The sequence below is a fragment of the Streptomyces sp. cg35 genome, from assembly GCF_050410835.1.
Taxonomy (GTDB): domain Bacteria; phylum Actinomycetota; class Actinomycetes; order Streptomycetales; family Streptomycetaceae; genus Streptomyces.
The window spans coordinates 4,702,269-4,719,529 of sequence record NZ_CP191268.1 but is presented as its reverse complement, the minus strand read 5'-3'; the positions used below and the strand labels follow the sequence as shown (position 1 = coordinate 4,719,529).

Sequence of the window (17,261 nt, the reverse complement as noted above, 5' to 3'; positions counted from 1 at the left end):
AGGCCAATGCCAGGAGTGGGGAGCCAAAGATGTATGAGCGGGCCCGGCTCAGCCTCGGTGATCTGACTGCAGGGCGTGCCGTGTCGGGCATTGTCACCGACGGTGACGTCACATTGGTCGCTGTACAGATGTTCGGGCCGGCGGCGGCGCAGGTGACGTATCGGCGCCCCGACGGCACTGTGGAGGAGCGAATCCTCTACGAGGAGGATGCTGCGCGACTCGCTGAGGTGGCCTGCGGCTCGGTAGGCAGCGGTTTCGACGCGGATCCTGGCTTGTTCCGGCTGGCGGCCGAAGCGTTGCGGATCCGGATGGCTGCGCGCGGCGACGCAATGCTGGCGGTGTCCACCAGTCTCCTCGATCCGCTGCCCCACCAGATCCAGGCTGTCTACAACGAGCTGCTACCGCGGACCCCGCTGCGTTTCCTCCTCGCTGACGACCCCGGTGCAGGAAAGACCATCATGGCCGGGCTTTACATCAAGGAGCTGGCGCTCCGCGGCGATCTGGAGCGCTGTCTCATCGTCGTGCCGGGAGGGCTCGTCGAACAGTGGCAGGACGAGCTGCTGGAGAAGTTCGGCCTCGACTTCACCCTCCTCACCCGGCAGCTGACCGACGCGACGATCGAGGGCAACGTCTTCGATCGTCATCCCCGGCTCATCGCTCGCATGGACGCGTTGGCGCGCTCCGAGGACATGCAACGGCTGCTCGGAGAGAGTGGGTGGGACCTGGTCGTCGTAGACGAGGCACACCGGATGAGCGCTAGTTACTTCGGCACGGAGCTGAAAACCACGAAGCGCTACGAGCTTGGTCGCCTCCTCGGTCGCCTCACCCGTCACCTGCTCCTGATGACCGCCACCCCACACGCAGGCAAGGAGGAGGACTTTCAACTGTTCATGACGCTGCTGGACAGCGACCGGTTCAGCGGCCGCTATCGGGCGGGTATCCACCGGCACGATGTCTCCGGCTTGGTACGACGCATGATCAAGGAGGACCTGCTCACCTTCGATGGCAAGCAACTGTTCCCAGAGCGCCGCGCTTACACCGTGCCGTACGAACTGTCGCCCGCTGAGTATGACCTGTACGAGCAGGTCACGGAGTACGTCCGTCAGGAGATGAACCGGGCGGAGCGGTTGGACGGCCGACGAGGCAATCAGGTCGGTTTCGCACTTACCGTCCTCCAGCGTCGCCTGGCCTCCAGCCCGGCGGCGATCCACCGGTCCCTCGAGCGCAGGCGAATGCGACTGGAGGCCCGACGTCAGGAGATGTTGTCGGATCAGACCGTGGCGAACTTGGTCCTCGCATCCGCACCGTCCATCCCCGTCGAGGACGAGTTGGACGACTTGACCGGTGGCGAGCTGGAGGATCTCGAGGAGCAGGTCGTCGATGCGGCGACCGCAGCCCGCACCCTCCAAGAGCTGGAGCTGGAGATCGCCGCGCTGAGCGAGCTGGAGCGGCTCGCCGCACGGGTACTGGCCTCCGGCGACGACCGCAAGTGGCGGGAGCTGTCGGGGCTGCTCCAGGACGACCCGCTGCTGCGAGATGAGAGGGGGCTGCCGCGCAAGCTGATCATTTTCACCGAGCATCGCGACACTCTTGATTACCTGTCCCGCCGAATCAGGAATCTGATCGGACGCCCCGAGGCAGTCGTCGCCATCCATGGCGGCACCCCACGCCCACAGCGCCGAGACATCCGCGATGCCTTCAACCAGGACCCCGAAGTTCGCGTTCTTGTCGCTACCGACGCCGCCGGCGAGGGCCTCAACCTCCAGCGCGCTCACCTCATGGTCAACTACGACCTGCCATGGAACCCCAACCGCATCGAGCAGCGCTTCGGCCGCATCCACCGCATCGGCCAGACCGAGGTTTGCCACCTATGGAATCTGATTGCCGCCGACACCCGAGAGGGACAGGTCTTCCAACGACTCCTCGACAAGATCGAGCAGCAGTCGAGGGCATACGACGGCAAGGTCTACAACGTCCTGGGTGAGCTCTTCGAGGGCGAGCCGTTGCGAGGCTTGCTCTTGGAGGCAATCCGCTACGGCGACCGACCCGAGGTCAAGAGCCGCCTGGATCAGGTCATCGACGCCCGGGTAGGTGAGCGGGCAGTGGAGCTGATCAAGGGGCTCGCACTCGACACCCATGTCATGGGGTTGGAGGACGTCGAGGCGGTACGGCTGCGTATGGAGGAGGCTCAAGCCAAGCGGTTGCATCCGCACTACGTACGAGCCTTCTTTCGTGACGCCTTTGACCGTCTCGGTGGTCACCTCAGGGCGCGAGAAAACGGCCGTTTCGAGATCACTTATGTTCCGGCCGTCCTGCGCGATACAGGCCGCTTTGGGCTCGGCCTGGGCGGAGTAGTGCAGCGCCGCTATGAACGGGTGTGCTTCGACCGCGAGCGCGTCAATGTGTCTGGCGCCGCCCGTGCCGACCTCATCGCCCCTGGGCACCCGCTCTTCGACGCGGTTCTGGAAGAGACGGTTCACCGGCACGGGGACCTACTCACGCGAGGCGCGGTTCTGATCGACGCCTCCGATGCAGGGACCACCCCCCGGCTGTTGACCGCGCTGGTCCAAGAGGTCGTCGATGGGCACGGACGGTCAGTGGACCGTTCCTTTGCGTTCGTGGAGCTGAATCCCGACGGAACGGCCCACGATGCGGGCCCTGCTCCCTATCTGGACTATCGCCCGCCCACGCCCCGTGAGGCCGAGGCGGTAGGGGAGATACTCACGGATGAGTGGCTCCGAGATGGTGGGCCCGCCCGTGCCATGGACTGGGCCGTGCGGGAGGCCGTCCCGCAGCACCTGAACCGCACCCGGGAACGACTGCTGCCCGTCATCGAGCGTACTCGTGCCCAGGTCGAGCAGCGGCTGCGGCAGGAGATCAGCTTCTGGCATGCGCAGGCCGGAAAACTCGAACTGGACGTTGCCGAGGGCAAGAAAGTCCGTCACCGTCCGGAAACCGCGCGTGCTTGGGCTGAGGACCTTGAGCGCCGCCGTGAGCAACGTTTGGCCGTGCTCGACAAAGACCAGGCTCTTCAGGCCCGCCCGCCGGTAGTGGCGGGGTGCGCGCTCGTCGTGCCGGTGGGCTGGCTGGCCAGACACCTTGGCCCTGCCGCGACCCCGGTGGAGAAGGCTGTACTCGCCGCTATGTATGCGGCCGACGGCTACGAGACCGACCGGCGGGCTGTGGCTGCGGTACTCGGCGCCGAGCGTGGCCTTGGGCGCGTCCCTGAGGAGATGGCCCACAACAATCCCGGCTACGACATCCGATCGCTTAGTCTTAACGGTCACCTCGTGCACATCGAGGTGAAGGGTCGCCGAGAGGGCGCGGAGCACTTCTACGTCAGCCGAAACGAGGTCCTCGTCGCCAAGAATCGCGGCGCGCAGCATCGTCTCGCCCTGGTCTCCGTCAGCCCGCGCGGGGCGGAGCACGACGAGATCCGCTATTTGACCGACGCCTTCGCTGACACCGACTTTGGCGACCTGCAGACCGAGGGTGTGCTGCTGTCCTGGCAGGACGCCTGGAACAAGGGAGGAACCCCGCAGTGAGCGGTGCAACCGAAGACACGGCCTCTGCTCCGGAGCGCCACACCAAGCTCATCGAGGTGTCTCTCCCTCTGGAGGCGATCAACAGGGAGTCGGCCCGGGAAAAGTCCATCCGACACGGGCACCCCGCCACGCTCCACCTGTGGTGGGCACGCCGGCCGTTGGCGGCTGCGCGGGCGATGCTCTTCGCTCAGCTCGTGGACGACCCGGCTTCGCGGCCTGACCTGTATCCGGGGCTGGAGGAGCAGAAGGCCGAGCGGCAGCGATTGTTCGACCTCATCGAGGAGATGGTGCCTTGGGAGGCCACGCGCGATGAGCGGATCATGCGCAAGGTTCGGGAGAAGATCGCCGAGTCGCATGGTGACGGTCCGCTCCCGCCTGTCCTTGACCCCTTCGCCGGCGGTGGGACGATTCCGCTGGAGGCGCACCGGCTGGGGCTTGAGGCTCATGCCAGTGACCTGAATCCGGTGCCAGTCATCATCAACAAGGCGCTGATCGAGATCCCGCCGAAGTGGGCCGGACGCAAACCTGTGTCTCCGAGTGCGGAACTGCGGCACGAGGGGAGCTGGCGAGGGGCGAGCGGACTCGCGGAAGATGTGCGGCAATACGGAAAGTGGATGCGGGAGAAGGCGTTCGCGAAGATCGGCTCCCATTATCCGAAGGCCAAGCTGGAGGACGGGAGCGAGGCACCGGTCATTGCTTGGCTTTGGGCGCGGACGGCAATGTGTCCTGACCCGGCTTGCGGAGCGGAGATGCCCTTGGTGCGATCGTTCTGGCTGAGCAAGAAAAAAGGCCGGGCGCGTTACGTCCTCCCCGAGCAGGTGGACGGGCGGGTTACATTCACGATCGGCGGCCCGGAGGGCGAGCCTCGTGAGGGGACTGTGGACGGCAAGGGCGCCGAGTGCCTGGTGTGCGGCAACCGAGCCACGCTGAAGTACGTTCGGGCCGAGGGAGCGGCTGGGCGGATGGGGGCGATGCTGATGGCTGTGGTCGCAGAGGGGAAGCGGCAGCGGATTTATTTGGCACCCACGGAGGAGCATGCAGGGGCCGCAAACGTGGGGCGGCCCACCACTGTTCCAGAGTCCGATTTGCCCGAGAAGGCGTTGAGCTTCCGAGTGCAGGCCTATGGGATGACGAAGCACGCTGACCTGTTCACGAACCGGCAGCTACTTGGGCTTACCACGTTTAGCGACTTGGTGGACGAGGCCCGGGAGCGGGTTGAGCAGGATGCGCGGGACACTGGCATGGATGAGGCTGAGGCAGCCAAGTATGGGAAATCCGTGGCGCTGTATCTTGGGTTCCTTGTAAGCGCAGTCGCCGACGACATGTCCACCATCTGTTCTTGGCGTTCCTCGCATGGCACGGGCGCAACCCGATCTACATTTGCTCGACAAGCGCTTCCCATGGTTTGGGACTTCGCCGAATCAAACCCCTTCGCCGGTGCGGCCGGTGACTTGGGAACCGCTGCTGTGTCGATCGGGCGGACCATCGACGCCCTGCCCGCGACCGGTTCAGGGCTGGCGCAGCAAGCCGACGCCCGAACTGCCGACCTCTCAGCCAGTCCCGTCATCAACACAGACCCTCCCTACTACGACAACATCGGCTATGCCGACCTCTCTGACTTCTTCTACGTCTGGCTCCGTCGCTCCCTCGGCACCGTCTACCCCGAGGTGATGAGCACGATCCTCACTCCGAAGGAGCCGGAACTCATCGCCACCCCCTTCCGCCACAACGGAAGCCGGGAGGCGGCAGACCGATACTTCGAGCAGGGCTTCGTAGAGACCTTCACGCACATGCGCGCAGGCCACCACCCTGACTTCCCTCTCGTCGTCTACTACGCCTTCAAGCAGTCCGAGACCGACAACGAGAACGGCATCGCCTCCACTGGCTGGGAGACCATGCTGAACGGCCTCATCCAGGCCGGCTGGTCTGTAACCGGTACTTGGCCCGTCCGTACGGAGCGCGCCGGTCGTTCCGTCGGCATCGGTACCAATGCCCTCGCCTCCTCTGTAGTCCTGGCCTGCCGCCCCCGCCACGTCACCGCCGGCTCCACCGACCGTCGTGGCTTCCTCCGTGCCCTGCGCAGTGAACTCCCAGACAAGCTGCGGAAGCTGCAGGAGGGCAATCTCGCCCCCGTCGACCTCCCTCAGTCCGCGATCGGCCCCGGTATCGCGGTGTTCTCGCGATACTCGAAGGTCACCGAGCCCGACGGCACTCCCATGCGCGTACGCACTGCACTCGGACTCATCAACGACGTCCTCGCCGACGTGCTGAACGAACAAGAGGGCGAGTTCGACCAGGACACCCGGTGGGCGATCCGCTGGTTCGAGCAGTTCCAGTGGAGTAAGGGCACCTTCGGGGACGCCGAGACGCTTGCAAAGGCGTACAACGTGTCCGTGAAGGGGCTCCAGGACGCCCACATCACTGCCTCCGGCGACAGCAAGGTATGGCTCATGGCCCCGGCCGACCTGCCGGAGTCGTACGACCCAGAGACGGACAGCCGTATCTCCGTGTGGGAAGCCGCCATGCACCTGTCCCGGGTGCTGGACGGAAAGGGCGCACAGTCCGGCGTAGGGCCGGCCGGTGAGCTGCTCGCCGGGATCCGGGCGCGCGGGGAATTCGACGAGGATGCCATCCGTGACCTCGCCCACCTGCTCTACAGCATCTGCGACCGACGGCGCTGGTCTGAGAGTGGCCAGCGATTCAACAACCTCGCCAGTGCCTGGTCCGACCTCCAGACCGAGGCCCGTAACGCCGAGAAGCGCGGCCCGCGCAAGCCTCAGCACCAGCCCCTCTTCTGAACGCCCGTCCCACTCACAGGCACCCGGAAAGGCAGGACACCCGCACCATGGCGGTGAACAACCGAGACCGTGTCTACCGCATGATCGACATCCTCGGGGAGGGGCTGCTGCCCTTCCTGGAGAGGGAAATGATTAAGCGACAGGGCGACAGCTGGTTCGAGGACGCGGAGAGCGAGGCTCGAGGGCAAGGGAAGCAGATCGGCAGGACCGATCCGCAATTCCTGCTGAACCTCCTCCAGCGATACTGGAGCACCTACTTCCGGCACCTTCTCCCGGCGAGTGCCCGCGGATTCGCCAGTGAGCTGAACGCCGTGCGCAACCAGTGGGCACACAACGAGAAGTTCACCGCGGACGACACCCTGCGCGCGCTGGACACGGCGGAGCGACTGCTGCGGGCCGTGCACGCGGATCCCGTCCTGGTCGAGGAGGTCCGCGAGTCCCGGCAGACGCTGCACCGGCAGGTAACAGAGGAAGAGACGAAGAAGGCGGCTCGCCGCGCGCGTGCCGTGCCGAGCGTGGCCGCCGAGGGGCTGCGGCCCTGGCGTGACGTGCTCACCCCGCACGAGGACGTGGCGCGCGGTGACTTCAACGCCTCCGAGTTCGCCGCAGACCTATGGCGGGTGGCACGCGGCGAGGGCGCCGCGGAGTACACCGAACCCGAGGAGTTCTTCCAGCGGACATACCTCACCGAGGGCCTCGAAGAACTGCTTTCCAAGTCACTGCGCCGGATCAGCGGTGACCCGAACGCCGCCCCCGTCATCAACCTCCAGACCAACTTCGGCGGCGGCAAGACACACTCCATGATGGCGCTGTACCACCTGTACGCGCCGGACCTGAAGGTGAACCGGCTGCCGCAGGACCTTCAGGAGTTGATCGCCGTCGCGCCCGGCGGTGGGCTGCCTGGCGGGACGGTGCACCGGGCCGTGCTGGTCGGCAACGAGCTGGGTATCGGGCAGGCCGACGTCAAGCCCGATGGCACCGTCGTCAATACCATGTGGGGCCAACTCGCCTGGGGGCTCGGCAAGAGGCAGGCATACGACATCATCGCCGAGGCCGATCGCACCAGCACCAGCCCCGGCACCGCCCTGCTCCAGGACCTGATCGCCGCCTACGCGCCCTGCGTAATCCTCATCGACGAGTGGGTTCAGTACGCCGGACCGTTGCTCGGCAACGACAACCTGCCTGCCGGGTCCTTCGAGACACACTTCTCCTTCGCTCAGTCCCTCACCGAGGCCGTCGCCTCCGTCGACGGGGCTCAGTTGTTGGTCTCCATCCCGGCATCCGCGACCGGCGAGATCAGCGCCGCCGACCAGTACGACATCGGCGGCGAGAACAACCGCACCGCGCTGGAGCGTCTCCAGAACGTCGTCCACCGCAAGGCCGACGCTTGGCGCCCCGCCAGCTCCGACGAGTCCTTCGAGATCGTGCGCCGTCGTCTCTTCCAGACCCCCACCAGTGAGGTCCAAGCCGAGATCAACAAGGTGGCGCGGCTGTACACGCAGTTCTACGGCACCGAGAAGCGCGAGTTCCCGGCCGGCTGCGACACAATGGACTACGAGCGGCGAATCAAGTCGACCTACCCGATCCACCCGGAGCTGTTCGCCCGGCTGTACGAAGACTGGTCCACGCTGCCCAGGTTCCAGCGCACCCGAGGTGTGCTGCGGCTGATGAGCACGGTCATTCACGCGCTGTGGCGGGACCAGAACCAGAGCCCCATGATCATGCCCGGTGACGTGCCGATACACGACACCCGCGTCAACCAGGAGCTGACGTACTACCTAGAGGACCGCTGGAAGCCGATCATCGACGCCGACGTCGACGGACCGGACTCCACGCCGGCCTCCGTCGATGCCGAGAAGCCCGTGCTCGGGCAACGTGGCATGAGCCGCCGCGTGGCCAGGACCGTCTTCATGGGCTCCGCGCCCCGCGTGCACGCCGCTCGTAAGGGCCTATCCGAGCCGCACATCCGCCTTGGCATGGCTATCCCCGGTGAGCCGCTGGGTAACTTCCGCACAGCGCTCAACGCCCTCGCCGACCGCTCCACGTACCTCTACGGCGACGGCGAACGCCACTGGTACGACACCCACGCCAACATCACGCGTACGGCCAAGGACGAGGCGAACAAACTCATCGAGGACCCCGACAGGGTATGGGCGGACGTGGTGCGCCGACTGAGTGTGGTCCAGGGGGTACGCGGCCAGTTCAGCGCCGTCCACGCGGCGCCGCTGCCCGCGAGCGACATTCCGGATAACGACAACGCGCGCCTGGTGCTGCTGCACCCCCGCTTCACGCACCGTAGCGCCCGTGACGTGCCCGACACTGAGGCCCTGAGCTTCGCCCAGGAGGCTCTTGACCAATACCGCTCCAGCACCCGGCAACACCGCAACGCCCTCGTCTTCCTCGCCCCCGACCGCAAGGAGATGGAGGAGGTCGCCGAGGCTGTCCGCGAGTACCTGGGCTGGAAGCAGGTCCTCACACAACACGTCCAGCTCGATCTGACGGAGAACCAGAGGACACAGGCGAGGACTCGGATGGAGAAGGCTGACGAGACAGTCAGCCTTCGCCTCGGCAAGGCCTACCGGTGGGTCCTTGTCCCCGAGCAGATCCCCGGCGCCAAGATCGAGTGGGTCAACTTCAAGGTCGACCTGCAAGCCATTGATGACGCGGCCATCCAGGTCGGTGATCGTCTGAAGCGTCAGGGCATGCTTTACGTCCTGCAGGCTCCTGCCGTCCTGCACCAGCGGATCAACGACGCCCTGAGCCAGGAGTGGAACCGGGACGGCCACATCTCCGTCGGTCGCCTGTGGGAACTGCACACCAAGTACCCGTACATGAATCGTCTGCGTGACCGCTCAGTCCTCGACCAAGGTATCGAGGACGTCCTTTCCCATGTCACCTGGGAGACGGATGGCTTCGCCCTGGCCACCAGCCACGATCCCGAGGCCGGCCGCTATCTGGGGCTCGTCCTGCCCTGCCGCAATGTGTCCTTCGGTCAGATCACCGACAGCACGCTGCTGGTACGAGCCGACCTTGCCATCGCTCAGGAGACCGCGGATCTGGCGGCCGCCGCCCAGCACCAGAAGCAAGCCAATCAGATCCATGATGCCGACGACGGCACAGGCAGCGCGGCCGAGCAGAGCTCGGGTGGTTCGTCGGCGTCACTACGCCCTACGCCCGGCGCCCCGGTCCCGGCGCCGACTCCGTTGCCGCGCGTCCCGACCCGGTTCTATGCCCACGCCCGCCTGGACACCGAGCAATACAGCAAGCACGCCACAAAGTACGCCTTCGAAATCCTCCAGCACCTCGAAGCCATCGGGGCGGACGTCGAGGTCACGGTCGAGATCCAAGCGACCGCGCCCGGCGGTTTCCCCGCGGACAAGGTTCGCACCCTCACGGAAAACGCCAACACCCTGAAACTGCAAGCCCAGTTCGAGGAGGAATAGGGTCGGGCCGCGAGCCTGGTGATCCTCACTGGAACCAGGCCTGATCGTTTCGGCTGTCGACGCACTCGATAGGTTGTCAGATCCTGGTAGACCGACTTCGTCCAGAACACTACGGGGGACCGCAGGCATGGCCGCACGCAACCGGGACAGAATCGTCCATTTCTATGAGATCGCAGACGCCGACGCTCCCGACGGTGCCCGTCTACCCCACCGGGACTGGGCAGAGCACATCCGTCGTCTGTGCGCCCAGCCACTGGCCCGGCGCATCGTTCCTGCGGGGGAGGACATCTTGATCGGTGCCGTCGACCCCCATCAGACGGCTCCGCATTTGCTCCTCGCCAAGTCTCGCCAGGACGTACCGCAGCTCATTAATCACGTCGACGGCACCCTCAGTCGGCTCCAGCTTGCCGCCGACAAGGAATTGGTTGACGTTACAACCGTGTACTTCCTACCCTTCGGCAACGTTGTTGCGACCATGGCCGGCGGCATCTCGGCCCCCCGCGCGCAGGCGCTCAAGCGCTGGCTGGAGGGCATGCGCGTCGCAGCTCCGGACGTCCGCAACCTCGTGCTGCGGCCGGTGGTCAACGCCCGATCCCGGGAAAAACTCCAGCATGCCGTCGCCATCGAGAAACTCACGGTGAAGATCGCTCCCGAGCCCGCTGACAGTCCCTCCACCCTGCGCGCCAGTTCCGACCTCGGCACAGCCATCAGCCGCATGCACACGGATAACCCGGACATGGTCATCACTCTGACCCTGGAGGTCCCAAAGAAGTCGGGCATCCTGTCGACGCGCCGCCGGGCCCGTGGTCACAACCAACTCCTCGGCTCGACAAGGGTTTTCGCGAGTGACATTGAGGACTGGCTGGACAACTCTGACGTCGTTGACACGGCTGCCGCGCAGGCCCGTATGGAGGCATGGCACAGCGAGGCTGATGACGAGAAGATCGACTTCGTGAGCGAGCGCATCACTGCAAAATGCGTCGTCCCCTTCTCCTCTGGCGATGGCCACGCCATCGACCTGCAGGTGGCCCTCAACAAGCTGGAGGGAGTCTCCCTGGAGAACGAAAGGGTGCTACGGGCCGCTGTCAGTGCCGACATCTAGCCTGGAGGGTAACTGGGGTGAAAGCCCTGGTCGGGGCGCGCGGGGGGAGATGCGGCAATGCCGAGCCTTGTGGAAGCGGTTCGCCGAGTTCTTAACGGTTGGCGATCCCGTCCGGCGACGGACTGGCTACTGACGGCAGCTGTCCTCGGCGGGCACGGTTTGCTGGTTGCCCTAACCGGACGCGGTGACATCCTCGGTGCGCCTGAGCGCGAACAGCGCTTGACGATCTATACGACCGGCGCCACCGTCGTCGCACTGGTCGGAAGCTTCGTAACTGCCGCCATCGCTCAGTACGCTTCGGCGAGCGGTCGCCGGATGCGAGTTCTGCGTACCGCGCCTCACCTGGCTTCACAATTCCGGCGGAACTGGGTGAGTGTCCTATCAGCCACTCTGCTCATCTCCGGCACATGTCTGCTTGCAACCGTCCTCGACACCAAAAGCGATCCGGGCGATGTGCACTGGGCCGTGGAAGGCGCTCTGATCCTCGGCGTCGCTCGATCCTATCGCCTGCTATGGCTGTTCAACGCTGTCATCCAGGCATCAGATAAAGACCTTGCAGATCTCCCGCAGACAACGGCCCAAGGTCCTCGCTAGCTTGCGGGCGGGTTGCCTTTCGCAGCGGCTGCATCTGATATCGCGCCAAAACGTTCGACACGATCGCACCTGCAAACTTCCTGCCCCTGTGCTGACGTGTCAGCACAGGGGCAGGATCGAGGAGGACCAAACTGGACTCAGGAGAACCCAAAAGGGTGTAGTTGCTGGGCTCCCGCGCATCGTCACAGGTCAGCGAGGTAACGATTTCGGGTTCGAATCCCGTTGGGGGCACGCAAGTCCGTGTGCGACACTGTTGCACGCAAAGCTTGGTCCTGTGGAGCAGTTTGGAGTGCTCGCCACCCTGTCAAGGTGGAGGCCGCGGGTTCAAATCCCGTCAGGACCGCTGAAGTTCCTCGTGAACTTCGTGGCTGGGTAGCTCAGTTGGTACGAGCGATCGCCTGAAAAGCGATAGGTCGCCGGTTCGATCCCGGCCCCAGCCACAGACAGCAGGCCCCGTCTCCGGACGGGGCCTGTGGCGTTTCCGGACCCCGCCCCTCGAACCGCGGCCCCTCAGACCCCATCCCTCAAGCTGCGGCCCCTCAGACCGCGGCCGCGTGCAGCGGCTGTGTCCCGCGCCCGCCCGGATGCCGGTGCCGCCAGAACCAGAACAGCCCGCTCGACACCAGCGCCCAGCCGGCCAGCACCAGGAACGGGAACAGGTGCTGGTTGCCCTGGAAGTACACCGCCGTGTGCTGCGCGTTGTACGAGGCGCCCGGCGGCAGCCACTGGCCGATGCGGCCGATCACCGTCGGCAGCAGCGGCGGCGCCACGGCACCGCCCGAGGCCGGGTTGCCGAGCAACACCAGCAGGCCCCAGGTCGGGATCATCGCCCAGCGGTGGAAGAACGTGTTGAACATCGTGAAGACCATGCCGCACGTGAACATCGTCAGCGCGAGGATCAGCCAGGACTGGACGAAGGGCAGATCGACCGCCCCGAGCCCCCAGTCCGCGACCGCCGCCACCGCGAAGCCGCCGAGCAGCGCGTAGGCGACCGTGAACGCGATCCGCTCGGCCGGGTTCAGGCCCCGCGCGTGCACGCTCAGCTGGATCGCGCCGACGAAGCCGATGATGACCGCCGCGAGCGTGATGTAGAAGATCGTCAGGCCGCGCGGGTCACCGCTCTGCAGCGGGTGCAGGTCCTTCACCGTCACGGGTACGCCCGTCGCCTTGCTGACCGGGGGCGCCGCCTCCGTGAAGACCTGGGCGACCGTGACGCCGGAGGCGCCGGACACGTCCAGGTCGACCCGCGCACCGCCGTCGCGCACATCGAGGACGGCGTAGATCCGCTGCCGGTCGATGGCCTGCCGGGCCGCCTCCCGCGAGTCGTACGGCTTCAGGTCCAGCTGCGCGTCGAGCGCCTTCTCCATCGCGCCGAGGAACTCCTTGCCGCGCGCCTGCTCGTACTCTCCGGTGACGCCCGTCGGGATGTGGTGCGGCGTCGGGTTCGCCATGGAGTACGTGTACGAGGCCGCGAACAGCGCCGCCGCGGCGGCCAGGATGAACAGGAGCACGGTCGCCGGCAGGAACGGCGACTTCTTGAAGTTGCTCCAGCGGTCGGCCCGCGTCGGCGGCCGCCCGTGCTCGCCGTGCGGCGGGTGCGGACGTGGCTGTTCCTCATCGGGCAAGGGCGACATACCTGCACGCTAAAACACGCATAAGCCGCATACATCCCGAGAAGGGCCACCTGTCCGGCCGCCGTGGCAAAACCATTCGCCACGAATTTCCCCGAGGTGAGATCCTGGAGGACGTATGTCTACGCAGCCTGCCCCCGCCGCCGACCGGATCGCCGCCGTAGCGCGGCGCCTGTCCGAGCTGTCCCTCCGTGACGCGCACCGCCTGGGCCGCAGGCTCGAAGGGGCGCGGAAGATCCGCAAGCCGGAGGCCCGTGCCGCCGTGGTCGCCGAGATCGACGCGGAGGCCGAGAAGGCCGAGGTCCGTTCGGCCACCCGGCGTGAGCGCCGCGCCGCGCTCGACGTCACGTATCCCGAGCAGCTCCCCGTCAGCCAGAAGAAGGACGAGATCGCCGACGCGATCCGCGACCACCAGGTCGTGATCGTGGCGGGCGAGACCGGCTCCGGCAAGACGACGCAGATCCCGAAGATCTGTCTCGACCTCGGCCGGGGCGTGCGCGGCATGATCGGCCACACGCAGCCCCGCCGGATCGCGGCCCGCACGGTCGCCGAGCGCGTCGCCGACGAGCTGCACACGCCGCTCGGCGAGGCGGTCGGCTGGAAGGTGCGCTTCACCGACCAGGTCGACCAGGACGGCACGTTCGTCAAGCTGATGACGGACGGCATCCTGCTCGCCGAGATCCAGACGGACCGCGAGCTGCGCGCGTACGACACGATCATCATCGACGAGGCCCACGAGCGGTCCCTCAACATCGACTTCCTGCTGGGCTACCTGGCCCAGCTGCTGCCCAGGCGCCCCGACCTCAAGGTCGTCATCACCTCCGCGACGATCGACCCGGAGCGGTTCGCGCGGCACTTCGGCGACGCCCCGATCGTCGAGGTCAGCGGCCGGACCTACCCGGTGGAGGTGCGCTACCGGCCTCTCCTGGAGGAGGAGTCGGACGACTCCGACCGCGACCAGATCACCGCGATCACGGACGCCGTCGAGGAGCTCCAGCGCGAGGGCCAGGGCGACATCCTGGTCTTCCTCTCCGGAGAGCGCGAGATCCGCGACACCGCGGACGCCCTGGAGAAGAAGAAGTACCGGTTCACGGAAGTACTCCCCTTGTACGCGCGGCTCTCGCACGCCGAGCAGCACCGCGTCTTCCAGCAGCACACGGGCAGACGGATCGTCCTCGCGACGAACGTGGCGGAGACGTCGCTGACCGTCCCGGGCATCAAGTACGTCATCGACCCGGGCACCGCCCGCATCTCCCGCTACAGCCACCGCACGAAGGTGCAGCGGCTGCCCATCGAGGCGATCAGCCAGGCCAGCGCCAACCAGCGCAAGGGCCGCTGCGGCCGTACCTCGGACGGCATCTGCATCCGCCTCTACAGCGAGGACGACTTCCTCGCGCGGCCCGAGTTCACGGACGCGGAGATCCTCCGGACGAACCTCGCCTCCGTCATCCTCCAGATGACCGCGGCCGGCCTCGGCGACATCGAGAAGTTCCCCTTCATCGACCCGCCGGACCACCGCAACATCCGCGACGGCGTCCAACTCCTCCAGGAACTGGGCGCGTTGGACCCCAGCGAGAAGGACGTACGCAAGCGCCTCACGCAGCAGGGCCGCAAACTCGCCCAGCTGCCGGTCGACCCGCGCCTGGCCCGCATGGTCCTGGAGGCCGACAAGAACGGCTGTGTGCGCGAGGTCATGGTGATCGCCGCCGCGCTCTCCATCCAGGACCCCCGCGAGCGTCCCTCCGACAAGCAGGCGCAGGCCGACCAGCAGCACGCCCGCTTCAAGGACGAGACCAGCGACTTCCTGGCCTTCCTCAACCTGTGGCGCTACGTCCGTGAACAGCAGAAGGAGCTGGGCTCCTCCGCGTTCCGCCGGATGTGCAAGCGCGAGTTCCTGAACTTCCTGCGCATCCGCGAATGGCAGGACATCTACACACAGCTGCGCACGGTCGCCAAGCAGATGGGCATCCATCTGAACGAGGACGACGCCCCCGGCGACTCCATCCACGTGTCCCTGCTGTCCGGTCTGCTCTCGCACATCGGCATGAAGGACGTGAAGGAGTCCAAGGAGTCCACGCAGAAGGACCCCAAGCAGGCCGGCCGCGATCGCGGTCGCAACGAGTACATCGGCGCGCGCAACGCCAAGTTCGCGATCTTCCCCGGCTCGGCCCTCTTCAAGAAGCCGCCGCGCTTCGTGATGTCGGCGGAGCTGGTGGAGACGTCGCGCCTGTGGGCGCGGGTGAACGCGAAGATCGAGCCCGAGTGGGTCGAGCCGCTCGCCGAGCACCTGCTCAAGCGCACGTACAGCGAGCCGCACTGGGAGAAGGACCAGGCGGCCGTGATGGCGTACGAGAAGGTCACGCTGTACGGCGTCCCGCTCGTCGCCCAGCGGAAGATCAACTACGGCCGGATCGACCCCGAGGTCAGCCGCGAGCTGTTCATCCGGAACGCGCTGGTGGAGGGCGACTGGCGCACCCACCACAAGTTCTTCGCCGACAACCGCAGGCTCCTGACCGAGGTCGAGGAGCTGGAGCACCGGGCCCGGCGCCGCGACATCGTCGTGGACGACGACACCCTCTACGACTTCTACGACCAGCGGGTCCCCGAGCATGTCGTCTCGGGCGCCCATTTCGACTCCTGGTGGAAGCGCAAGCACAAGGAGGAGCCCGAGCTCCTCGACTTCGAGCGCTCGATGCTGATCCGCGAGTCCGCGGAGGCGGTCACCAAGGCCGACTACCCGGACGCCTGGCACCAGCGGAACCTGAAGTTCCGGGTGACGTACCAGTTCGAGCCGGGCGCGGACGCGGACGGCGTGACCGTCCACATCCCGCTCCAGGTGCTCAACCAGGTCACCGACGAGGGCTTCGACTGGCAGATCCCGGGCCTGCGCGAGGACGTCGTCATCGAGCTGATCCGGTCGCTGCCGAAGCCGATCCGCCGGAACTACGTGCCCGCTCCGAACTTCGCGAAGGCCTTCCTGGAGCGGGCCGTGCCCCTGCAGGAGCCGCTGCCCACCACGCTGGCGCGCGAGCTCCAGCGGATGGTCGGTGTCCCGGTGAGCGCGGACGACTTCGATCTCACGCGCGTCCCGGACCACCTGAAGATCACTTTCCGGATCGTCGACGAGCGGCGCCGCAATCTCGCCGAGGACAAGGACCTGGAGGCGCTGAAGCTCAGGCTGAAGCCCAAGGCCCGCCAGGCGATCTCCAAGGCGGCCGCGGCGACGGCCGAGCGCTCCGGCGGCGAGTCCGTGGAGCGCAAGGGCCTGACCGACTGGACGATCGGCACCCTGTCCCGCGTCTTCGAGACCCGGCGCGCGGGCCAGCCGGTCAAGGCGTACCCGGCGCTCGTCGACGACGGCGACACCGTGTCCGTACGCCTCTTCGACACCGAGGCCGAGCAGGCGCAGGCCATGTGGAAGGGCACGCGCCGGCTCATCCTGCGCAACATCCCGGTCAACCCCGGCAAGTTCGCCTCGGACAAGCTGAGCAACGCCCAGAAGCTCGCCCTGTCGGCGAACCCGCACGGCTCCGTCCAGGCCCTCTTCGACGACTGCGCGATGGCGGCCGCGGACAAGCTCGTCGCGGACTTCGGCGGCCCCGCCTGGGACGAGGAGTCGTACCGCAAGCTCTACGAGAAGGTGCGCGCCGAGATCGTCGACGCGACGGTGCACACCGTCGGCCAGGCACAGCAGGTCCTCGCGGCCTGGCAGGCCTGTGAGCGCCGTCTGAAGTCCACGAACAGCCCGGTGCTGCTCGCCAACCTCCAGGACGTGCGCACCCAGTTGAACGCCCTGGTGAAGCCCGGCTTCGTGACCGCCACCGGCCTGCGCCGCCTCGGCGACCTGATGCGCTACCTGGTCGCGGCCGACCGCCGGCTCCAGCAGATGCCGACCAACGTCCAGCGGGACACCACCCGCATGGAGAAGGTCCACGAGATGCAGGACGAGTACGCCTGGCTGCTGGAGCAGCTGCCGCAGGGGCGGCCCGTGCCGCAGGAGGTCCTGGACATCCGCTGGATGATCGAGGAGCTGCGGGTCAGCTATTTCGCGCACGCGCTGGGCACCGCGTACCCCGTCTCGGACAAGCGGATCGTGAAGGCGATCGACGCCGCGGCGCCGTGACGGAGCAGGCACGTTAAGTGAGTTC

Annotated in this window: 7 protein-coding genes and 2 tRNA genes; 8 read left to right on the top strand and 1 reads right to left on the bottom strand. The window is 66.6% G+C overall.

Features of this window, described 5'->3' with window-relative positions; all coding sequences use genetic code 11:
• Positions 1-29 precede the first annotated feature (29 nt).
• The 7 genes from ACQUQD_RS21405 to ACQUQD_RS21375 all read left to right on the top strand — a co-directional run bounded on the left by ACQUQD_RS21405 (position 30) and on the right by ACQUQD_RS21375 (position 11,922).
• Entirely contained in the window at positions 30-3,545 is a 3,516-nt protein-coding gene (locus ACQUQD_RS21405) for a helicase-related protein (RefSeq protein WP_428953729.1), read from the top strand.
• On the top strand, positions 3,542-6,343 hold the full coding sequence (locus ACQUQD_RS21400; RefSeq protein WP_428953728.1) for a DUF1156 domain-containing protein: 2,802 nt from the start codon (positions 3,542-3,544) through the stop codon (positions 6,341-6,343). Before ACQUQD_RS21405 ends, ACQUQD_RS21400 begins: the two co-directional genes overlap by 4 nt.
• A gap of 47 nt (positions 6,344-6,390) precedes the next feature.
• Positions 6,391-9,786: a DUF499 domain-containing protein gene (locus ACQUQD_RS21395; protein ID WP_428953727.1), complete on the top strand. Its 3,396-nt coding sequence runs from the start codon at positions 6,391-6,393 to the stop codon at positions 9,784-9,786.
• Positions 9,787-9,913: 127 nt separating this feature from the next.
• Entirely contained in the window at positions 9,914-10,888 is a 975-nt protein-coding gene (locus ACQUQD_RS21390) for a hypothetical protein (protein ID WP_428953726.1), read from the top strand.
• Between the two features lie 57 nt (positions 10,889-10,945).
• Entirely contained in the window at positions 10,946-11,482 is a 537-nt protein-coding gene (locus ACQUQD_RS21385; RefSeq protein ID WP_237305375.1) for a hypothetical protein, read from the top strand.
• A 268-nt stretch (positions 11,483-11,750) separates the two neighbouring features.
• Positions 11,751-11,825: transfer RNA gene (locus tag ACQUQD_RS21380), tRNA-Asp, on the top strand.
• Between the two features lie 23 nt (positions 11,826-11,848).
• A tRNA-Phe gene (locus tag ACQUQD_RS21375) sits at positions 11,849-11,922 on the top strand.
• 99 nt (positions 11,923-12,021) lie between these two features.
• On the opposite strand, the gene ACQUQD_RS21370 is transcribed toward ACQUQD_RS21375, so the two are convergent.
• A complete protein-coding gene (locus tag ACQUQD_RS21370; RefSeq protein WP_428953725.1) occupies positions 12,022-13,116 on the bottom strand; it encodes an ABC transporter permease in 1,095 nt (364 codons plus the stop codon).
• Positions 13,117-13,231: 115 nt separating this feature from the next.
• Here ACQUQD_RS21370 and hrpA point away from each other — a divergent pair, with 115 nt between their 5' ends.
• Complete coding sequence (gene hrpA / locus ACQUQD_RS21365; protein WP_428953724.1) at positions 13,232-17,236, top strand: ATP-dependent RNA helicase HrpA; 4,005 nt, start codon at positions 13,232-13,234, stop codon at positions 17,234-17,236.
• Positions 17,237-17,261 lie beyond the last annotated feature (25 nt).

What these genes read in the sequence shown, in the direction of transcription:
- ACQUQD_RS21405 (WP_428953729.1), top strand. Translation starts at nt 30, where the DNA reads ATGTATGAGCGGGCCCGGCTCAGCCTCGGTGATCTGACTGCAGGGCGT.
- ACQUQD_RS21390 (WP_428953726.1), top strand. Translation starts at nt 9,914, where the DNA reads ATGGCCGCACGCAACCGGGACAGAATCGTCCATTTCTATGAGATCGCA.
- ACQUQD_RS21385 (WP_237305375.1), top strand. Translation starts at nt 10,946, where the DNA reads ATGCCGAGCCTTGTGGAAGCGGTTCGCCGAGTTCTTAACGGTTGGCGA.
- ACQUQD_RS21370 (WP_428953725.1), bottom strand. Translation starts at nt 13,116, where the DNA reads ATGTCGCCCTTGCCCGATGAGGAACAGCCACGTCCGCACCCGCCGCAC.
- ACQUQD_RS21395 (WP_428953727.1), top strand. Translation starts at nt 6,391, where the DNA reads ATGGCGGTGAACAACCGAGACCGTGTCTACCGCATGATCGACATCCTC.
- hrpA (WP_428953724.1), top strand. Translation starts at nt 13,232, where the DNA reads ATGTCTACGCAGCCTGCCCCCGCCGCCGACCGGATCGCCGCCGTAGCG.